Below are 18,627 nucleotides of genomic sequence, written 5' to 3'. Positions count from 1 at the left end.
TGCCGATTAGAATCAATATTCTAAACGCAATAGATACCGATATATTTTTTATACTGCGTTGCTTATCCATATTTTTGAATTATTTTCGGAACGCTCTCTTTATTTTAGCCAATAAACATGACAGTCTTACCGTAAAAACAGACACGCCCAACTCTTTTGCGGTTTCCCTTACACTTTTGCTGTCGCGCACGGCAGTATAATAAGTATAGATAGTTTTAAGCCGAACAACACGATCGGAATAAACGGACAACTGTTGCTTTGCCCAATATAGTAAACCTTGCGGATTATCGATATTCTTTTTATTTCCCGATTGTGTCAAGCCGCCTTCCAAATATTCGCAAATATAAATTACAGTATTATACCATCGAATATAATACCCGTCGGCAGCTATCGCATTCCATACAACTTCTTCCGTAATGAAATTCTCTCCGTCAAATTCCGGAAACGGATATTTACGCAATATATCCGTAAAATACGCCTCGGCTTTATCGCCTAACAGATTACATTCTTTTCTGTCCGTATTCTTTGCGTCGATATATTCCGCTTCCGCTTGACCGCTTCCCCCTATTACACTTCCGTCTTCGTGCCCACGCAACCCGGAAATTCCCGCATATTTCTTTTTGCCATCCAAAGAAGTACTCCATTTACACAGTTTTTCCACCGCATCAGGCAAAAGATAATCATCCGAGTCTACTATAAAAAACAAATCGCCTTTAGCGAGCGGCACGGCCCTATTTATAGCGCGGTGTTTCCCGCCGTTTTGCTGTTTAATATACCTAATTTCGAACGGGTTGCTATTTGCCGATATTTTTTCTAATATTTCGACAGTATTGTCTGTGCTTCCGTCGTCAACGATAAGCCACTCGAAGTTATAATCGGTTTGAGCAAGCAACGAATTATAAAGCCGTTCCAACAAATGCGCTCGATTATATGTGGGCGTAAAAACGGTTACGAACATAATATTTTCCTTGTTCTGCGTTTTGGATTTGCATATTTTACAAATATATTTTTCGATATTTTTGCCGTTGTTTTTATTATTTTTTTATTTGTCTTTTTAATGAGTATATTGGATGTTTGAAAACAAATATTAGTTTGCCGCAAAAATTACCGTGTTTCATTTTGAGTAAATACAATTGTTTTTCTCGTCTATCTAACCAGCTCGCGTCGTAATGATGAATTGTCCGAGTGTTGTCCGTTATTTTCTTTTTAATACCGAAACGCTTGTCGCCGAGAGGTTGGAAATATTCAGTCGGATAAACAGTGATTTCTCCAACCGTTTGCAACTCATTACTCTTATTCAGTCCGTAATCCCCCAAAATTTTAGTATAAATGTTAGGCGACGAAATACTGCTATTTACTCTGTCGTCATAATGCATTTTATCGTAATACTGTAAAATCTTGCCGTAAATTTCCTGTTGGGGAGAATTTGCGTATAAAATAAGACCGGGGTTTACAATATGCGGATTTTCAAACCCCATGAACGATGTGTTCAATAAATCGTCTATCGATTTGACAAATTCGACGTCCGTATCGACATACAGTCCGCCCTCCATATAAAGCGCATAAGTGCGCACATAATCGGAAACAAACGCATACTTTTTTGCCGCATACGCTTCTCTTACGAAAGCCACGGAATTTACGTCGAAGTTGGTTTCGTCCCAACGCTTAATAGCGAAATCGGGACAGAACTTTTGCCACGACTTCATGTATTTGACGGCGCTTTCCGGCAACGGGTTTCCGCCGAACCAGCAATAATGCAACGTTTTTATTGCCATACGAAACTTATTTGATTACTCCTTTGTTAATAAAGTTTTTAGCATAACCCGATCCGACAGACACTTTATCGCGTTTATTCAAACTGCAAATCAACGCAAACGCTATAATAATTGGTATCCATGTATACGTTGAAAAAAAATAAACTTCGAAATAACTTATAGTCATAATTACGAACATAAACACAGCAGGGATTCTGTTATAACGTTTGTTACCATTATAATAAGAATTCAATATTGCGGCAAATGCCAAATAAAATAAAATAAAAACCATAAGACCGAAGCCGACAATTATACCCAACGGCTGATTGTGCATTTCCGTAAACACGCTTGCCAAGCCCAATCTCTCTACTTCGGCAACAATATTGTCGCCTACTCCCCATATCAAACGTCCTTTTAATAAATCGTAAGCAAACAGCCATATTCCCTGTCGTCCGCTGAATATATCTTTTCCAAATATTATTATTTTACCGCGTCCTATTTTTGGAAATAAAACGACAGAGTAAATATAAGTAAAGATTATAGCGCCTGCAACTAATATTATAACAGTTATAAATACCGTTTTAGGCGAAAACGTTTTATTTTTCGCGCGTAAAAGTATACTTAATACAACAAACATTATTACGCCTAATAAAGCATTTCTCGATTGATATACAAACAACAACAAAAGCAAACTGACTGCAACCAAAATTAACGAGAAAAAACTGCGCCTGCGTTTTATTGCGATTAAATTAACGCATATAATCATAGCAGCCAATAAACCCAACGTATTTGTATTTGTAGAAATAATGCCATAATAATTAAAAATCCCGCAGAATAACAAAACGATGATTGCTGTAACGTTAAACAAATTGCATGCCACCCGCCTCTCGTGTCGATAAAGCGGATATTTATTGAAAAGCATTAGCATCAACAGTATATCGATAAGTCCGATTAAACGTTCCAAGCCATAAAAATTATACAGATACGACAACGTTCCGAAAAAAATAAATGACAACAGCAAAACGCCTTTGTATGACATATACTTGATCGAAAATAATTGATTAAGTATTAAAAAAAACAGTAAAGCTATAAGCATCGCCATAATTATATATTTATATATAATTTCTATCGCTTCAATCCGCAAGGCGAAAACCGCAAACAAATATATATTAAGCACGTTTAAACAAACAAACGACTTGCTGTGCTTTCGCTTTTTCGTTTGACTGTATTGCATGAAATAATTATTTTTAATTGCTGCTGTATTTAACATTGTATTCACTCACTGCAAAAATTGCAGTTATAATCTTTACTTATTGATCAATCGCGCGAGCAAACCGTACATATTATGCTTTAACAACCATAAAAGCAATCCGAACCGTTTATCTCCCTTTATTTTAGTTCTTTTAAGCAACGCTCGCACTTCGGTGTTGCTTCCTATGAATTTTAATTCTCGCTTTCTTCCCTCATAATCAAGATTAGATATTCTTATTTTAGTCAGGCAGTTCGAATACAACGTGCGTATTTTAAATTCGTCAAACTTATCGAACTGATAATCGTACTTATTGCGCGCGCGATCAATAATATCTATTATCTTTATATAATCGTCAAAGCAACTGCGTTTATACACGTGAACTATCGACGTGTCGCGTTGGAGATAATGATACAAATACTGCCTTACGTACACGATTTTGTCGGCGGTAAACATTACAGGCGCAATCAGCGCCAAATCTTCTCCGAAACTTATACCGAAATCTTCAAAAGAAATATTATTTATTAACAAGTCTTTTTTTATCAGCTTATTACAACGCGATCCCGATATGGATAATCCGGACACAAACGGCAACGGATATACGGGTATAGGGAACTTCCCGTCACGTTTTTCAAACGCTTCTACTTCCCCCGATTCGGTCAATTCAATATCAAGATTTTTCCCCGCTTCATTGACCCGATTATATTCGCACCATGCTATCTGGGCTTGAGCGTTGACAAGTTCTTCCGACAGTATTTGATACATATCGGGTTCGATATAATCGTCGCTGTCAACAAATCCGACATAATCGCATGTTGCGGCACGCACGCCGACGCGAACGGTTGCGGACAAACCTTTATTTTCCTGCTCGATAATTTTTATTCGCGAGTCCTTTTCCGCATACCGCTTGCAAATATCCAAACTGCCGTCGGTACTTCCGTCGTTTATGAGTATAATTTCCTTTACGCAATCGGCTTGGGCGCACACACTATCCAAACATTTGGGCAAATATTTCTCCACATTGTATACGGGTATAACCACGCTTATATCTATTTCGCTCATGCTATCGCACTCCTGAAATTTTTGATGTTAGCTTCGTAATTTTTTACGTTTCCGTTAAATATGCTCGACGTACCCGCGACGAATATCGACGCGCCTTTGGCTTTTAACAGTCGCGCATAATCGAATGTTATATTGCCGTCCACTTCAATCTTAATATTCGGCTTTCCGTTTTCTTCCAAAAACGCCGCGAGCTTGTCTATTTTTTTGATTGTGCTGGGCACTATTTTTTGTCCCGCAAACCCGGGATTGACCATTAACATATTTATGCCGTCGATATAATCGAGCACTTCTTCCAATACGCTTATCGGGGTCGAGGGGTTTATTGCCAAAAAGCATTTACACCCGTATTTTTTTGTGTTGTCAATCGCCCGTTGAAGTTGTCTTGTGCTTTCGTAATGTATAGATACTATATCGGTATTTTTTAAATCCAAATACCCGAGCTTATATTCGGGGTTATTGACCATTAAATGAATATCGAGCGGGATTTTAGTCAGCTCGCGCAGACCGCGGATATAGTCCACACCCAAGCCGTAATTCGGTACAAAGTCGCCGTCCATTACGTCTATATGCAAGTATTCGATTTTATTCCGCTCGAAAATGCTTATAGCTTCGCTCAAATCTACGAGATTTGAACACATCATCGAAGCGGAAATTGCGCCCGCGCCCGAACTTATCATTTTGTTTTGTCCTCCCACACCGTCATAACCTTGCAGTACGGCGCCTTATGGTTTTTCATAAGTTCCAGTCCGTCAACCACGTTGTCTTTATTGAAATAATGCGTGATTAAACTTTTTGCGTCAATCGTTTTATTTATTAAAGCGTCGCGCACCTCTATCCAGTCCGACATATTTGCGCCGTCGTAAAACGAATTCCACGTGCCTATTACGGTAAGTTGTTTTCGCAAAATTTTCCAATAAACGGCTTGCGGTAAATTCATATCGCCGGCAGGGTTGCCCATTGCGACTATTTTTCCGCCTGCGCGCGCGTGCTCGATTGCTGAAATCAAAGACTCTTGCGTTCCGACAGCTTCGACAACCACGTCATAAAACTTGCCCTCTATATTCTCGCCTGTCACAAACTCCAAACCCGTGCGCTCCGCTATAAACTCCTTATTCTTACTGCGCGCAACAATGCTTACTTGTGCCGCGCCCTTAATTTTAGCCCACTGCCCGACCGCAAAAGCAATCGCGCCGCTGCCTATAACGGCGACAGTTTCGCCGCCGCGCAACTGCGCTTGATTTACGCAATGCAAAGCCACAGCCAAAGGCTCGAACAATGCGCCCTCTTCGTAACTTATACTGTCGCCCAGTTCGATGAGATTCCACACGGGCACAGCGACATATTCCGAAAACCCGCCGTCACAGCGCGAACCCAAGTAGTTGTAATCGGAACACATTTCGTAATGCTTGTTTTTGCACTGCTCGCACTTTTTGCAAGGGATAAGCGGAAAAACAGCAACACGCTTACCCACCCAATGTGAATCAGCGGCGTTTGCCGTTTTTTCCACCACGCCCGAAAATTCGTGACCGACTACCGTAGGGAAATGGTACGTTCCGTTCTTGTAAATTCTGGGTATGTCGGAACTGCATATCCCGCACGCGCCCACTTTAACAAGCGCCCAACCGCTCGGCAGTTCGGGCATTTGCACGTTTTCGTATCTTAAATCGTTTACTCCGTATAAGTTATATGCTTTCATAATTTCCTTGTTCCAAAATCTGCTTAAACCGTTCCAAATCCGCAACCGTTGTAATTTTAAAGTTGCGCAAATCTCCGTCGATAAGTTTAATTGCTAACCCGTTTTTGAAAGCGAGCTCGCTCGACCCGCGTATCGAGTCCAGCGCATCAGCGGTAAGCGCGTTATTCAATTCATAATATTTTTTCAGTTTAAACGCCTCGGGCGCTTGCCCCGCATACAGTTTGTCGCGGTCGAGAAGTCCGCTCACGTGCGTTCCGTCGTCGCTTACGTACACCGTATCGTTGACGTGCAAAACGGGCATAACCGCATCATTTTCGTCAAGCGCATCCATACATTTATTTATAAGCGCGCCGCTAACCAACGGGCGCACCGCGTCGTGAATTATTACTCTGTCGCCGTCCTCAATGCCGCTTTCCACGCATTTTTTTAACCCGTTGAATATAGAACCTTGCCGCGATGCGCCCGCGTCCGCAAAGTCAAAAGGCTTTTGCGGCAATGTCGAAATTATTTCGCCTATAAACTCGTGCCACGTCGCGCTTGCGACGACGACAATTTTGTCTATGCACGATGCAGAAAAAAAACGTTCCAACGTATACCGTATAATTGGTTTTCCGCATGCGTCCAGGTATTGTTTGGGAATATCCGCGCCGAATCTGTTTCCGACGCCGCCCGACAATATAATGGCGTAGTTCATTTGTTTTCACCGTCCGCGAATTCGAATTCGCCGTGTTCGTTTAGATCTGCGTACTTGCCGAATTCCACTCTTGCGGACACATGGATTTCCCGTTTTTCGGGCGGAGGCGGGGTCATATAATCGCTTCCGTAAAGATTTGTCAGATATTCGTCGTAAAACTTGGGAATTTTAAAGTTTTCGCCGCAGAACTCCGCGTCAACGGAATCTGTCAATACTTCCGCGCGGAACTTTTCTCGATTGTACGCTATAGCACACGGAATACCCAAATACCCCGTTTTCTTTTTGTACCGCGCCAACTTATATACCACTTTATTGTAATGATTGTATCCGCCGAAAAAGTTAAACAGCCGACCCAAAAACCGTCTTTTTTTGTAGTATGATTTAACTTCCTTGTCGGTCTGCTCTATTTTTTTAACATATTCGGACGGGTATTTATATTCCAAAATAAATGCGTGCGCATGCTTTGCCCAATAGAAGCGCGCGGAACGTAGCCTGCGTTTTCCCTTTGGCATATTATCTATGGGATATACGTCCAAAAATATCGACATACGACGACTGGGATCGCCGTTCCAGATTTCTTCGTACACAGTACCGTTTAACAATATATTGAGCAAATGGCACTCGCGCGGATCGGTAACGGAATACTTATCGCCGTAACACTCCTTCATTGCCTGTCCGATTTTTTCAAAATCTTCGCGCGGCATCATTATATCCACGTCGTCGTCCCAAGGAATAAAACCCTTGTGCCGCACTGCGCCCAAACACGTTCCGCCGCCCAGCATATACATAAACCCGTATTTTTCGCAACACGCCTTAAAATCTTTGAGCATGTGCAACAACACCCTATGCAACTGCTCGATTTTTTCGTCGTCGAGTTTATATTCGGTATATTTTGATAGGACGCTTTTGGCAGATTTGAATTTCATATTGTTTCCTCTTTTTTCGACCTGTATTGTTAAACTGTTACACGCTATCAGTATGCGCAAGCCGTGGTAAAATAACATTACCGATTATTATCGGCGGGTTATTTTCTCCACACGAATTTATTAACCGTGTTCGTATAAGACTGGATGAGTTTGACTACTTTTACAGATACGTTCTCGTCCGTATAATCGGGAACGGGTATACCCCGCTCGCCGTTTTCGGTCATGCTTACGGCGGCGTCCACCGCTTGCAAAAGCGAATTGCCGTCAATTCCCGCAAGGACGAAACACGCTTTGTCAAGAGCCTCGGGGCGCTCGGTGCTTGTCCTTATGCACACGGCGGAAATTGGTTTGCCGACTGACAGGAAGAACGAACTTTCTTCGGGCAACGTTCCGCTATCAGACACAACGGCAAAAGCATTCATTTGAAGATTGTTATAGTCGTGAAATCCCAACGGCTCATGCTTTATAACTCTGTCGTCGAGTTTGAATCCGCTCTGTTCCAAACGTTTTTTACTGCGCGGATGGCACGAATACAAAATAGGCATATCGTACTTTTCCGCCAATCCGTTAATAGCGGTGAACAGCGACAGGAAGTTCTTTTCCGTGTCTATATTCTCCTCGCGGTGCGCGGACAGCAAGATGTACTTGTGCGGCGTAAGATTTAGTCTTTTCAGTATGTCCGACTTTTCGATTGCGGTTAAGTTGGCGCGCAAAACTTCCGCCATGGGCGATCCCGTAACGAAAGTGCGCTCTTTGGGCAAACCGCACTCGGCAAGATATTTTCTTGCGTGCTCGCTATACGCCATATTAACGTCTGATATAATATCGACTATGCGGCGGTTTGTTTCTTCCGGCAAGCACTCGTCTTTACAGCGGTTGCCCGCCTCCATGTGGAATATGGGAATATGCAAACGCTTTGCGGGTATAGCCGAAAGACAACTGTTTGTATCGCCGAGAATAAGCAGTGCGTCGGGCTGTATCTTGTTCATCAGCTTATAACTGCAATCGATAATATTGCCTATGGTAGCGCCGAGGTCGTCGCCCACGGCGTTCATATAAACTTCGGGTTCGGCAAGATTAAGATCCTTAAAAAATATGCCGTTTAAATTGTAATCGTAATTCTGACCCGTGTGCGCCAATATGCAATCGAAATACTTTCGGCATTTTTTTATGACTTCCGAAAGGCGTATGATTTCCGGTCGTGTGCCGACGATAATAAGCAATTTCAGCTTGCCGTTATTCTTAAATTCGATACTGCCGTAATCTGTATTTTTTTCCATTATTACTGTTCCACCTTTTCATAATACGTGTCTGGATGCGTCGGGTCAAAACGTTCGTTCGCCCACATCAGCGTTACCAGGTTTTCGGTATCTGACAGATTGATTATGTTGTGAGTGAATCCGGGGAGCATGTGAACAATCTCAATTTTTTCGCCGCTCACCTCAAACTCCCACACCTCGTCCGTGCCTATCTTCCGTTCCTGTATGAGAGCGCGTCCCGACACCACGATAAAAAACTCCCACTTGCTGTTGTGCCAATGCTCGCCTTTTGTTATGCTCGGGTTGGAAACGTTTACCGAAAACTGTCCGCAGTCTGCGGTTTTTATTAGTTCCGTAAAACTGCCGCGCGCGTCCGCGTTTGTCTTGGGCGCAAACTTTACTTTGCTTTTGGGCAAGTACGAAAGGTATGTCGAATACAGCTTTTTGGCAAACGATCCGTCAGCTATTTTAGGCATTGTCAAAGTAGCGGGCTGGGTTGCGAAAACGTCCAGCAAATCGACGATTTCGCCCAGTGTTGCCGTATGCGTGACGGGAACATAACAATACTTGCCGTTGTTATCGGGCAGAACATTAAGTCCGTCATAATCGCAATAACAGGCTTTATCGCACAGCAGTCCGATAAGAGAATCGACAACGTCGTCTATATACACAAGTTCGAGACGGGTGTTTTTATCATTGACCCGTATCGGTAAATCATTGGCGATATTATGACAAAAAGTAGCGACCGCGCTGTTGTAATTGGGTCTGCACCACTTGCCGAAAACGTTGGGAAAACGGTATATATAAACCTTTGCGCCGACCGAAGCGGCATAATCGAAAAACAATTTTTCGCCGTCGCGTTTGCTCTTTCCGTACTCGCTGTTTTCGAAACGACCGCTTAACGACGCCTGTACAGACGAGGACAGCATAACGGGGCAAGCATTGTCGCAACTACGTAAACAGTCGAGCAGTTTCGACGCAAACCCGAAATTTCCGAGTGCAAACTCCTCCGCGTTTTGCGGGCGGTTTACCCCCGCAAGATTATATACAAAGTCCGCTTGCGAACAGTATTCAACCAGTTTTTCGGGCGGAGTGTCCGTATCGAACGAATATACTTCGGCAATCGAAACAGCGCGCGTTTTGTCGTTGCCGCAACGAATATTATTCAACGCCGCGACAAGGTTTTTGCCTATAAATCCGTTTGCGCCCGTAACAAGTATTTTCATAACGGCGGTTATTTGCGCTCCGTAATTTCAAGTTCTTCGCGGATATACTGCAATTCCAAAAGTTTCTCTTTTACTTGCTCGATATTCAAAAGTTTTGTATTGTGCGAATTGAATTCGGACAGAGTGTTGCGTTCGGTATCGCCGTGCTTGAAATATTTATCGTAATTAAGACCGCGCTTATCGCAAGGCACGCGGTAGAAGTTGCCCATATCAATCGCGTTAGCGCACTCCTCGTTAGTCAATAACGTTTCGTAAATCTTTTCGCCGTGACGTATTCCGATTATTTTTATATCATTTTTGTCGCCGCCAAACAATTCGCACACCGCTTCCGCTTGAACCTGTATAGTGCATGCGGGGGCCTTTTGCACAAGTATATCCCCGCTTTCGCCGTGCTCGAACGCAAACAACACAAGGTCAACCGCTTCTTCGAGCGACATTATAAACCGCGTCATTGACGGTTCGGTAAGCGTAATAGGCTGTTTATTGCGTATTTGATCAATCCATAACGGTATAACGCTTCCGCGCGAACACATGACGTTGCCGTAACGCGTACAGCATATTTTTGTTTTTGCCGAAGTACGCGATTTTGCGACAATCACTTTTTCCATCATGGCTTTACTTGTGCCCATAGCGTTGACGGGATATGCGGCTTTATCTGTAGAAAGACAAATAACCGTTTTTACACCCTCGTCAATAGCCGCTGTCAACACGTTTTCCGTGCCGAGCACGTTGGTCTTTACAGCCTCTATAGGAAAAAACTCGCACGACGGAACTTGTTTAAGCGCCGCCGCGTGGAAAATATAATCGACACCGTGAATTGCGTTTTTAACGGACTGAATATCGCGCACGTCGCCGATATAGAATTTAATTTTTTCGGCGGCTTCCGGCATCTTTGCCTGAAATTCGTGGCGCATATCGTCTTGCTTTTTTTCGTCGCGCGAAAATATGCGAATTTCGCCTATGTCGGTCTTTAAAAACCGATTGAGTACAGCGTTACCGAAACTACCGGTTCCGCCCGTTATCATAAGAGTTTTTCCTGTGAATAAGCCCATAATTCTATTTCCTTTTTAAAATACAATCGCTCATCAACTTGCTCAAAAGTTTATGGTCCTTGTATCCAAAATATTTGACTTTGTCGTACCCGTCTAAAATTTCGCGAGAGAACGGCATGTCCGCCGCCAAAATCGGCGCGCCGACCGTCCTTGCCTCTTTCAACGGCAATCCAAAAGTTTCCACATAACTCGGGAACAGCAGAACGCTCTTTTCGTACATACCGATAACTTCTGCATAATCGAGCGTTCCAATCCAATTTATGTTAAGATTTTTATTTTTGCAAACGCCGTACAATTTTGAAATGCGCTTGCTTTCGTTTCCGTTAAGCGTAAAAACGACGGTATAATCGGTAACGCCGTTTTTATTAAGCTGTTCGCACGCTTTGACTATTACTTCGTGATTCTTGTATAATGTGGAACTCGCGGGATAAAAAAATACATTCTCACCGCTGTCCGTATATAAGGCGTCGCGCGGTAAAATTATGTTCGGGGGCATTACCGTAATTTTATCCACGGCGACACCGCACCTTTGGACGGCATCTTTCATCCATGCGGATTGAACGATAATTTTGTCCGCTCGTTTCAATCCTTTTTTTATCATCCGCCCTATAACATTTTGGTAGATCCAGTAGCGCCCCCCTCCCTGCCATACACGGAACTTGTGTTTACAAAACGGTAATGGCTGGTGCAGATACAAAACTTGCTCGCAAGAGCATTTAAGTGCGACATTTTGCAGATTGAGCACCGTATCGGGCTTGTACTCCTCTATCAATTTTAACGCTTGGGTTTTATCGAAATTCAATCTGTTGCGCCAACTCTGTTTGACCTCGGGGAACTTTAAAACTTTTATATTGTCGGTCTCCCGCAAATCGGCAACCGACAATACGAAAAGCCACTCGAACTCGCTGTTCTTGGCGTATTCGTATACGTTTTTCAATATAGTAAGCGCGCCGCCGCTCGACGCGGCAACATCATAAACCAGTATTTTCATGCTCTAAATCTTCCGTTATTTTTTGCACAGATGTTTTTACGGTGAATTTGTCGTACAACACACGCTTTGCGGTTTCGCCCGTTTCCGATAATTGCGCGCCGCTCATAGAACAGATTTTTTCCGTCAATGCAGCAAACGCTTTAGGGTCTGAACTTTCGCACCACCAACCGTATCCGTCGTTTACTATGTCGTTGCCGACGTCGGTATTGCTGTCGGTACAAGCCAATACGGGAATACACGCTTGCATATACGAAAGCAACCGCGACGGATAGTTGGGTATAGTAAAGCGACGGTCGAGGAATATCAAGCCCACGTCGCACGCCGCGATCATTCTGTCAAAGTCGTCGCGAGGCAATCTTTTTAAAAGTTTAAGGTTTGTCGGTTTTTCCGTTTCCGCAAAGTTTTGAAGTTTGCCGTACTCCGTACCGTCGCCCACAACAACGAAATAAGCCTGCTTGTTGTCTTTTAACGATTTTAAACATTCTATAATGAACGGAATATCCTGCGGTCTGCCCAAGTTGCCGCCGTATACAAAAATTCTTTTGTCCTGCGGTATTCCGTACTTATTGCGCATTTCGATTTTTTCGTCCGCAGTCAAGTCCACGTTGCGAGGCTCTATACTGTTAGACACTACCGAAATTTTACCGACGTCTATACCCGAATTGTGCTCGATTATATATGCCTTGTTGGCTTCGCTCATACAACCGATACGATCCGAAACAGCGTACAGCTTTTTCTCTTTGCCTCTGAAATATTTATATATTACGCCCTTTAATCCGCTTTTGGTCAACACGCCCAAATCGACTGCGTTTTGCGGGAATATATCTTTCAGCAATAAATACGTCTTGGCGTTGTCGCGATTTTTAAAATACTTTATTGCGTCGTACAGCGTAATTGGCGGCGTCGAGTACAATATTACGTCGAACTTAATTCCGCGGAAATGCTTTTTAATAGCTTTTTTGAATTGTGCGGACACGCGAACGGTAGCAATACCTTTTTTGATAAAACCGGTCTTTTGCAAGTTGCCCGTTTTAACGCGAAGCAACGCATAATTGTCGCCACATTCTGTCACCGCGGTGTCGGCATTGTTGCGCTTTTCCGTCGGCGCGACAACATAAACGTTATGCCGATTGTTTACAAACTCACGCGCCAAATCCTCGTATATGCCGCTGTCGGAAAACGACTTAAAATTAAACATTGTCAAAAAAAGTATGTTCATAATCTAAATTCACTTCAATAATTTATCGAGTTCGCCGACCGAACGTATTTCGTAATCGGGTCGTATGCCGTATAGATATTCGCTATCCGCATACAGTCCGTTGTTATCTACTTCCGCACGCGCGGTCAGCACGGGCAGGCGCTGTTTTATAGCAAAGTCTTTTTGCGGGTTGTCGCCGACGTACAGCATTTGTTCGGGAGTGATATTCAGACGTTCGCACATCAGCTCGAACGCTTTGGGATGGGGCTTGCGGAACTCCGCTCCGCCCAGCTCGTCCGTAATTATTATTTCGTCGGTCAATTCGGTTAAGCCCAGCGCGGTGATTTTGTTGCGCTGTCCTTGCGGTCTGCCGTCGGTGATTATTCCCAACTTATACCCGACGTCGCGCAGTTTTACAAGCGTTTGTTTTACTTCGTCCGACAGGCGCAATTTCGGCATATGCTCGCGGTACAGCTCCGTCAATCGCTTTGCCGTTTCTTCGTCAAACCCGTGCGCTTTTGCAAATCTATCGAACACGCCCGCTCTGCTATTCTCGAATAATTTTACAAGCTCCGATTTTGCGCGCTCTATTTTCAACGCGGCTTGCGCATATTCGGCAACCGCCGAAAAACCCGACATGACGTAATCCTTTTCGGGATAGAGCGTGTCGTCAAGGTCGAAAACAACCGCTTTAATCGGCATCGCTCACCCTGACGCTTCCGTCGAACCGTGCGAACACGACCCCGTCTTGATAGTCTTCGTTGTATTCAAGTCTATCGCCGCGGAGCAATTTATACAGGTTTTCGCAACTGTCCGCGCCGACCGCCATGCTCATGGGCGCGCCGCCGCCGAAGCGCGGGTTGATTTCTATATACTTTATTTCGCCGCCGTCCGTAACAAAAAACTGCACCGTCGTTTGTCCTATAAACCCGAACGACTGCACCAGTTTTTTGACGTCGTCGATAATCTGTCTGTTCTTGTCGATTTTGCCTTTAAGTATCTCGCCGCCGCGCGTTTGCAATCTTATTCTCGGCACGACGGTAATAACATTCCCTTCCAAATCGGAAAAGCAGTCCGCGGTATACTCCGTACCCTGCACACACTCCTGTACGATAGGGTTTTGTATATATTCTTTAAAGAAGTCAAGCTCTTTTTGATTTTTTACCTTGAACGCATTTATGCTCGAACTGCCGTCCGTCGGCTTTATGAACAGCGGAAATTCGTATTCTTTTTTAGCTATCGCTTTTTCGTCGATAACTTTGGGATAGCCGAAGCCGTGCGCCTCGAAATACGCCGCGGTTTTTATCTTGTCGCAACAAACTTCCACGCTCGCTTTATCGGACACCAAAACGCGCGCGTTTGTTTCGTTTTCTATCCGCTGCTTGTTTTCGGCGAGCGTAACAAGCTCCGTATCGATTGTGGGCACAATCAAGGCAATGTCTGCGGCATTGCACACTCTTATTATTTCGTCGATATACCCGTCCGCGCCTATATGCGGGATTATGAACTTGCCGTCGGCAAACCGAAGCGCGGGCGCGGTTTCCGAAATATCCGCGGCATACACACTGCCGTGCAACTTTAATCTGTCGCGCGCGGCTTTGAAACAGTTGACAAGCTCCACGCGCCGCCCCGCGCTTAACACGAGGACGTTGTACTTTTTATTGCCCGTAAAAAATTCCATTGTCGCCTGTCCGTCCTGGCTGATACCGCTGCGCTTAAACACTTTTCCCACCGTCTTGAATATAATTGCCACGTCGCGCCACAGCGAAATATTATCAACGTACTTTATATCGTATTCAAACTTCTGTTCCCACGTAATGGCGTTGCGACCGTTGACCTGCGCAAGCCCCGTAAGCCCCGGACGCACGTTGTGACGGCGACGTTGTTCCGCGCTGTACAACGGCAGATATTTTACCAACAGCGGACGCGGACCTACAATAGACAGACTGCCTATCAAGATATTTAACAGCGACGGGATTTCGTCGAGCGACGTACTTCGCAAAAATTTGCCGTAGCCGTTGAGCCTCTTTTCGTCGGGCAGTAAATTGCCGTCCTTGTCTTTGGCATTGGTCATTGTGCGGAATTTCAACAGCTTGATTATTCTTTCCTCGCCGTATGTTCCGTAAGGTACGCCGCACTTTTCGCACTGCTTTTTGCTCAATTTTTTGCGCCGCCCCGGGCGTTTTTGCGCAAAGAACGGATTGCCTTTCATTGCTATCGCGCCGATTACCGTCAACAGCAACAACAGCGGCGAGAACACGGCGACGGCAATCGCGCTTAACACTATGTCGTAAAAGCGTTTAAAGAACTGCCTGTACAACACGGCAGACAGAATTACCCACACTGCCGCGCATACGACGCACAGCAACGTTATTCCCCACCACTCGGCGGTTAGCGTATGCCAAAACTCTTTCATTACTCGAAGCACGCTCGCACTATTTCGATAATCCTGTCCTGTTCCTGTTCGGTCATTTTATTGTCGCTCGGCAGGCACAGACCGCGGTTGAAAATGTCAACGCCGACGTCCTCGACGCCGCCTGCGATATATGCATTGGTTGTGCCTCTGCCGTCGCCGTCGCGCGTTACAAACCCGTTCATTCTGAATATGGGTTGCATGTGCATGGGCTTCCATATAGGTCTGCCCTCGGCGTTGCATTTTGCCAAAGTTTCAAGTATTTCGGTCGGACACGATTTGCCCTTTTCGCTTATGTAACAAACGTCTCGCTCGCCGCGCACCTGCTTGCACATTGCATCTGCGTCGATTATAATGCACGACAGCCAAAAGTTAGGTACGGAATTTATTTCGTCGTAAGGATTCATGCTTACGGGCAAGCCTTTAAACCCGTTTTTGTACCGTTCATAGATAGCGCGCTTTTGCGCGATGTGCTGTTCCAAGTGCGGAAGCTGACCTCTGACCACACCCGCAATAACGTTGCTCATTCGGTAGTTGTAGCCTACTTCCTCGTGCTGATACCACGGCGCGTCCTCGCGGCTTTGCGTGGACCACTTGCGCGCTTTGTTCGCCTGCGCTATGTCGTTTGTAAGCAGCATGCCGCCCGACGAACCCGTTATTATCTTGTTGCCGTTGAAACTTATTACGGCAATATCGCCGAACGCGCCCGTTTGCTTGCCTTTGTACGTCGCGCCCATAGACTCGGCGGCGTCCTCGATTATCGTTGCGCCGTGCCTGTCCGCGACGGCGCGTATTTCGTCCAATTTAGCGGGGGTGCCGTAAAGGTTGACCAACACTATATGTTTGACTTCGGGATAAAGCTCAAACGCTTTTTCGAGCACGACGGGATCCATGTTCCACGTGTCGCGTTCGGTATCGATAAACACGGGCACGCCGCCTTCGTATACGACGGGATTGACAGTTGCCGAGAACGTCATGTCCGAACAGAACACTTTGTCGCCGCGCTTAATGCCCGCAAGTTTCATTGCTAGGTGCAACGCCGACGTGCCCGCAGACAAGCCGACGGCACATTTTACGCCGATTTTATCGGCGACGACGCGCTCGACTTCGTTGATGTTTTCCCCGACGGTACTCATCCAGTTTTTATGATATGCGTCGGTAATCCAGCTTAATTCCTCGCCGTGCATTGTCGGCGACGATAGCCAAACTTTATTCTTAAACGGTGTAAATTTGTTTTTCTGCGTAAATGCCATATTTATCTATTGCCTAATTTATTGAGGTCTAATCTACGTTACGGATTTTAAAGCGTGCTTCGCCAATCCGAATTATATTATAAATTCAGATCGATCGGGTTATATCCGTCCGCACTACTGCCGAGAATTTTTCCTACGTGCATTTGTTCGGATTTCGCAGTGAGCGCAAAGCGCGCTTCGACCTTCGGCGTTCGCCGCGAAAACGGCGCACACTTACAAATCTCATTTTACTATATTGTTAGCAGAATTGCAAGGGAATAACGCAAAAACCGTGAAAATTCGCATTTTTAGTTAGCTTATAACACTATTCGGCGGCTTTTCCGCTATCTTGCGGCGACATTGACAAAAACATGCGCACATGAATTTTGTTTCGTCCGCTTTTTGCCGTTGTTATTACAAAAAGAGCCGCGCAACCGTATTTTTGCGTGGCTCTTTATAATTGGTTGATTACTGTTTGTCTGCCGTTGCTTTATCGACGGATTTTTGGATTGCCGCCGCTTGCGCGGGTTGGAGGGATTTAAGCAATTCTCTTATGTCGTTGAGGATTTGTTCGGTCGTTTCGGGCTTGTTTGCCTCGGCTTCCGCCGCCGCTTTTGCCGCCGCCTCCGCCTGTTGTGCTTTGACGTATTCTTGCATTTGCTTGCGGTTCATGCCCTGCGCTTTAAGCTCGGCTTTGAGCTCCTTGCTTATTTCCACGCCCTTGAATTTTTCCGCACCGTCGCGGAAAGAGTTTATCGCTTTGATTATCAGGAACAAGATAAACGCCGTGAGTATGAAGTTTATTACCGCCATGATGAACGCGCCCCAGTCGATATACACCGACTTGGTCATGTCGATTGCCGCCGACCCGAACGCCACTTGCACGCCGTTGGCGTCTTTGGGCACGAGCATGGTTATAAGTCCGTTGAGGTCGCCCATGGGGATTGTGTTGATGAGCGGCTTGAATATGCTGTTGACAAGCGCGTTGACTATCGCCGTGAACGCCGCGCCGATTATCATGCCGACGGCAAGGTCGATCACGTTTCCGCGGGTTATGAACTTTTTAAATTCGCCGAAAAACTTTTTCATAATCTTATCCTTTTATGTATTTATATTGCACGATTTTTTACGGTGCGTATTTTCGTCGCGCGCCGTTATTTTTTTATCTTATCCAATTCTTCGTTGAGTCTGCGCAAGTTTTCGCGTTCGAGGTCGATTAGACCCGAAAACGTTTTAAAATATTCCACGTCTTCCGGACTGGGCGTATCGTGGTTGACAAGCGCTTCTATAAAAGCGGACATCGATCGTATGCGCTTTTGCTCCAAAAGGTCGATCTCGTTTTCGCTCTCTTTGATTGCCTTTTCCAAATCGCTTTTTCTGGACATAATCCCGTTCTCCCGTTTAGTTAAACCGAAAAATTGCAAGCTGTTTAAACGTGTTTTTTATTATATCACGCAGATTACAAAATGTAAAGTTTTTTACACGCATTTATCGCTATGGTTATTCTACCTCGCGTATGCACGACACGGTCAGTTCGTAGTCCTCTTTGACCTTGTCGAACAACGGCTCGAAGTCGGCGGAGTATTCCGTTTTGCCGCGCAACGCTTCCGTCATTGCGCTCGCCGACTTGTGCAATCGCGTAAGCGACAAATTTAACCCCACGCCTTTTAACGTATGCGCGGCGCGAAACGCCTCCTCGATATTGCGAGTTTTAAGATTTTCGCAAAGGTTGTCGAAGCTCTTGTCCTCCGCGACCTTTAACAAAAACTTTTTGATCCTCTCGTCGGTGCGCAAGCGGCTCATAACGTCGTCGTAATCGCCGCCCATTTTTTCGTAACATTGCTTTACGTCCATAATTTACTTCCTTTAATTTTT

19 protein-coding genes are annotated in these 18,627 nt (G+C 45.0%); all 19 read right to left on the bottom strand.

Translation table 11 applies throughout. The annotated features are described in order from the left end of the window. Window positions 1-79: 79 nt before the first annotated feature. A complete protein-coding gene (locus NFR57_RS02355) occupies window positions 80-958 on the bottom strand; it encodes a glycosyltransferase family A protein (protein ID WP_251182229.1) in 879 nt (292 codons plus the stop codon). 76 nt (window positions 959-1,034) lie between these two features. Beyond that, window positions 1,035-1,775, bottom strand: coding sequence for a glycosyltransferase family 32 protein (locus tag NFR57_RS02350; RefSeq protein WP_251182228.1), 741 nt, complete (start codon window positions 1,773-1,775; stop codon window positions 1,035-1,037). A 7-nt stretch (window positions 1,776-1,782) separates the two neighbouring features. Continuing rightward, entirely contained in the window at window positions 1,783-2,988 is a 1,206-nt protein-coding gene (locus NFR57_RS02345) for an O-antigen ligase family protein (protein ID WP_251182227.1), read from the bottom strand. A 72-nt stretch (window positions 2,989-3,060) separates the two neighbouring features. Beyond that, complete coding sequence (locus NFR57_RS02340; RefSeq protein ID WP_251182226.1) at window positions 3,061-4,065, bottom strand: glycosyltransferase family 2 protein; 1,005 nt, start codon at window positions 4,063-4,065, stop codon at window positions 3,061-3,063. Next, window positions 4,062-4,742: a ribulose-phosphate 3-epimerase gene (locus NFR57_RS02335; RefSeq protein ID WP_251182225.1), complete on the bottom strand. Its 681-nt coding sequence runs from the start codon at window positions 4,740-4,742 to the stop codon at window positions 4,062-4,064. Before NFR57_RS02335 ends, NFR57_RS02340 begins: the two co-directional genes overlap by 4 nt. Then, window positions 4,739-5,761 (bottom strand): galactitol-1-phosphate 5-dehydrogenase, encoded by a 1,023-nt coding sequence (locus NFR57_RS02330; protein ID WP_251182224.1) that lies wholly within the window; start codon window positions 5,759-5,761, stop codon window positions 4,739-4,741. The genes NFR57_RS02335 and NFR57_RS02330 overlap by 4 nt, the downstream gene beginning before the upstream one ends. Beyond that, window positions 5,748-6,455 carry an IspD/TarI family cytidylyltransferase gene (locus tag NFR57_RS02325; RefSeq protein ID WP_251182223.1) on the bottom strand — a complete coding sequence of 236 codons (708 nt, stop codon included), beginning with the start codon at window positions 6,453-6,455 and terminating at the stop codon, window positions 5,748-5,750. Before NFR57_RS02325 ends, NFR57_RS02330 begins: the two co-directional genes overlap by 14 nt. After that, window positions 6,452-7,381: a LicD family protein gene (locus tag NFR57_RS02320; protein WP_251182222.1), complete on the bottom strand. Its 930-nt coding sequence runs from the start codon at window positions 7,379-7,381 to the stop codon at window positions 6,452-6,454. Before NFR57_RS02320 ends, NFR57_RS02325 begins: the two co-directional genes overlap by 4 nt. 98 nt (window positions 7,382-7,479) lie before the next feature. After that, entirely contained in the window at window positions 7,480-8,661 is a 1,182-nt protein-coding gene (gene wecB / locus NFR57_RS02315) for a non-hydrolyzing UDP-N-acetylglucosamine 2-epimerase (RefSeq protein ID WP_251182221.1), read from the bottom strand. A 2-nt stretch (window positions 8,662-8,663) separates the two neighbouring features. Continuing rightward, window positions 8,664-9,866 carry a polysaccharide biosynthesis C-terminal domain-containing protein gene (locus NFR57_RS02310; protein WP_251182220.1) on the bottom strand — a complete coding sequence of 401 codons (1,203 nt, stop codon included), beginning with the start codon at window positions 9,864-9,866 and terminating at the stop codon, window positions 8,664-8,666. An 8-nt stretch (window positions 9,867-9,874) separates the two neighbouring features. Continuing rightward, complete coding sequence (locus tag NFR57_RS02305) at window positions 9,875-10,918, bottom strand: polysaccharide biosynthesis protein (protein WP_251182219.1); 1,044 nt, start codon at window positions 10,916-10,918, stop codon at window positions 9,875-9,877. A 4-nt stretch (window positions 10,919-10,922) separates the two neighbouring features. Beyond that, window positions 10,923-11,909 (bottom strand): glycosyltransferase, encoded by a 987-nt coding sequence (locus NFR57_RS02300; RefSeq protein WP_251182218.1) that lies wholly within the window; start codon window positions 11,907-11,909, stop codon window positions 10,923-10,925. After that, complete coding sequence (locus NFR57_RS02295) at window positions 11,890-13,107, bottom strand: glycosyltransferase family 4 protein (RefSeq protein WP_251182217.1); 1,218 nt, start codon at window positions 13,105-13,107, stop codon at window positions 11,890-11,892. The genes NFR57_RS02300 and NFR57_RS02295 overlap by 20 nt, the downstream gene beginning before the upstream one ends. A 30-nt stretch (window positions 13,108-13,137) precedes the next feature. After that, window positions 13,138-13,809, bottom strand: coding sequence for an HAD family hydrolase (locus NFR57_RS02290; protein WP_251182216.1), 672 nt, complete (start codon window positions 13,807-13,809; stop codon window positions 13,138-13,140). Beyond that, window positions 13,799-15,523, bottom strand: coding sequence for a sugar transferase (locus tag NFR57_RS08760; RefSeq protein ID WP_338022260.1), 1,725 nt, complete (start codon window positions 15,521-15,523; stop codon window positions 13,799-13,801). Before NFR57_RS08760 ends, NFR57_RS02290 begins: the two co-directional genes overlap by 11 nt. Continuing rightward, window positions 15,523-16,773 carry a DegT/DnrJ/EryC1/StrS family aminotransferase gene (locus tag NFR57_RS02275; protein ID WP_251182215.1) on the bottom strand — a complete coding sequence of 417 codons (1,251 nt, stop codon included), beginning with the start codon at window positions 16,771-16,773 and terminating at the stop codon, window positions 15,523-15,525. Before NFR57_RS02275 ends, NFR57_RS08760 begins: the two co-directional genes overlap by 1 nt. A gap of 447 nt (window positions 16,774-17,220) precedes the next feature. After that, the gene (mscL, locus tag NFR57_RS02270; protein ID WP_251182214.1) at window positions 17,221-17,841 is read right to left on the bottom strand and encodes a large conductance mechanosensitive channel protein MscL; all 621 of its coding nucleotides are present in this window, start codon (window positions 17,839-17,841) and stop codon (window positions 17,221-17,223) included. 65 nt (window positions 17,842-17,906) lie between these two features. Further along, complete coding sequence (locus NFR57_RS02265) at window positions 17,907-18,137, bottom strand: hypothetical protein (RefSeq protein ID WP_251182213.1); 231 nt, start codon at window positions 18,135-18,137, stop codon at window positions 17,907-17,909. A gap of 115 nt (window positions 18,138-18,252) precedes the next feature. Beyond that, entirely contained in the window at window positions 18,253-18,606 is a 354-nt protein-coding gene (locus tag NFR57_RS02260; protein WP_251182212.1) for an Hpt domain-containing protein, read from the bottom strand. Between the last annotated feature and the right edge of the window lie 21 nt (window positions 18,607-18,627).

The organism is Anaerocaecibacter muris (genome assembly GCF_943192945.1).
GTDB lineage: Bacteria > Bacillota > Clostridia > Christensenellales > Pumilibacteraceae > Anaerocaecibacter > Anaerocaecibacter muris.
Note: the sequence above shows the minus strand (reverse complement) of the source record. Positions and strands in the feature narration are given on the sequence as shown.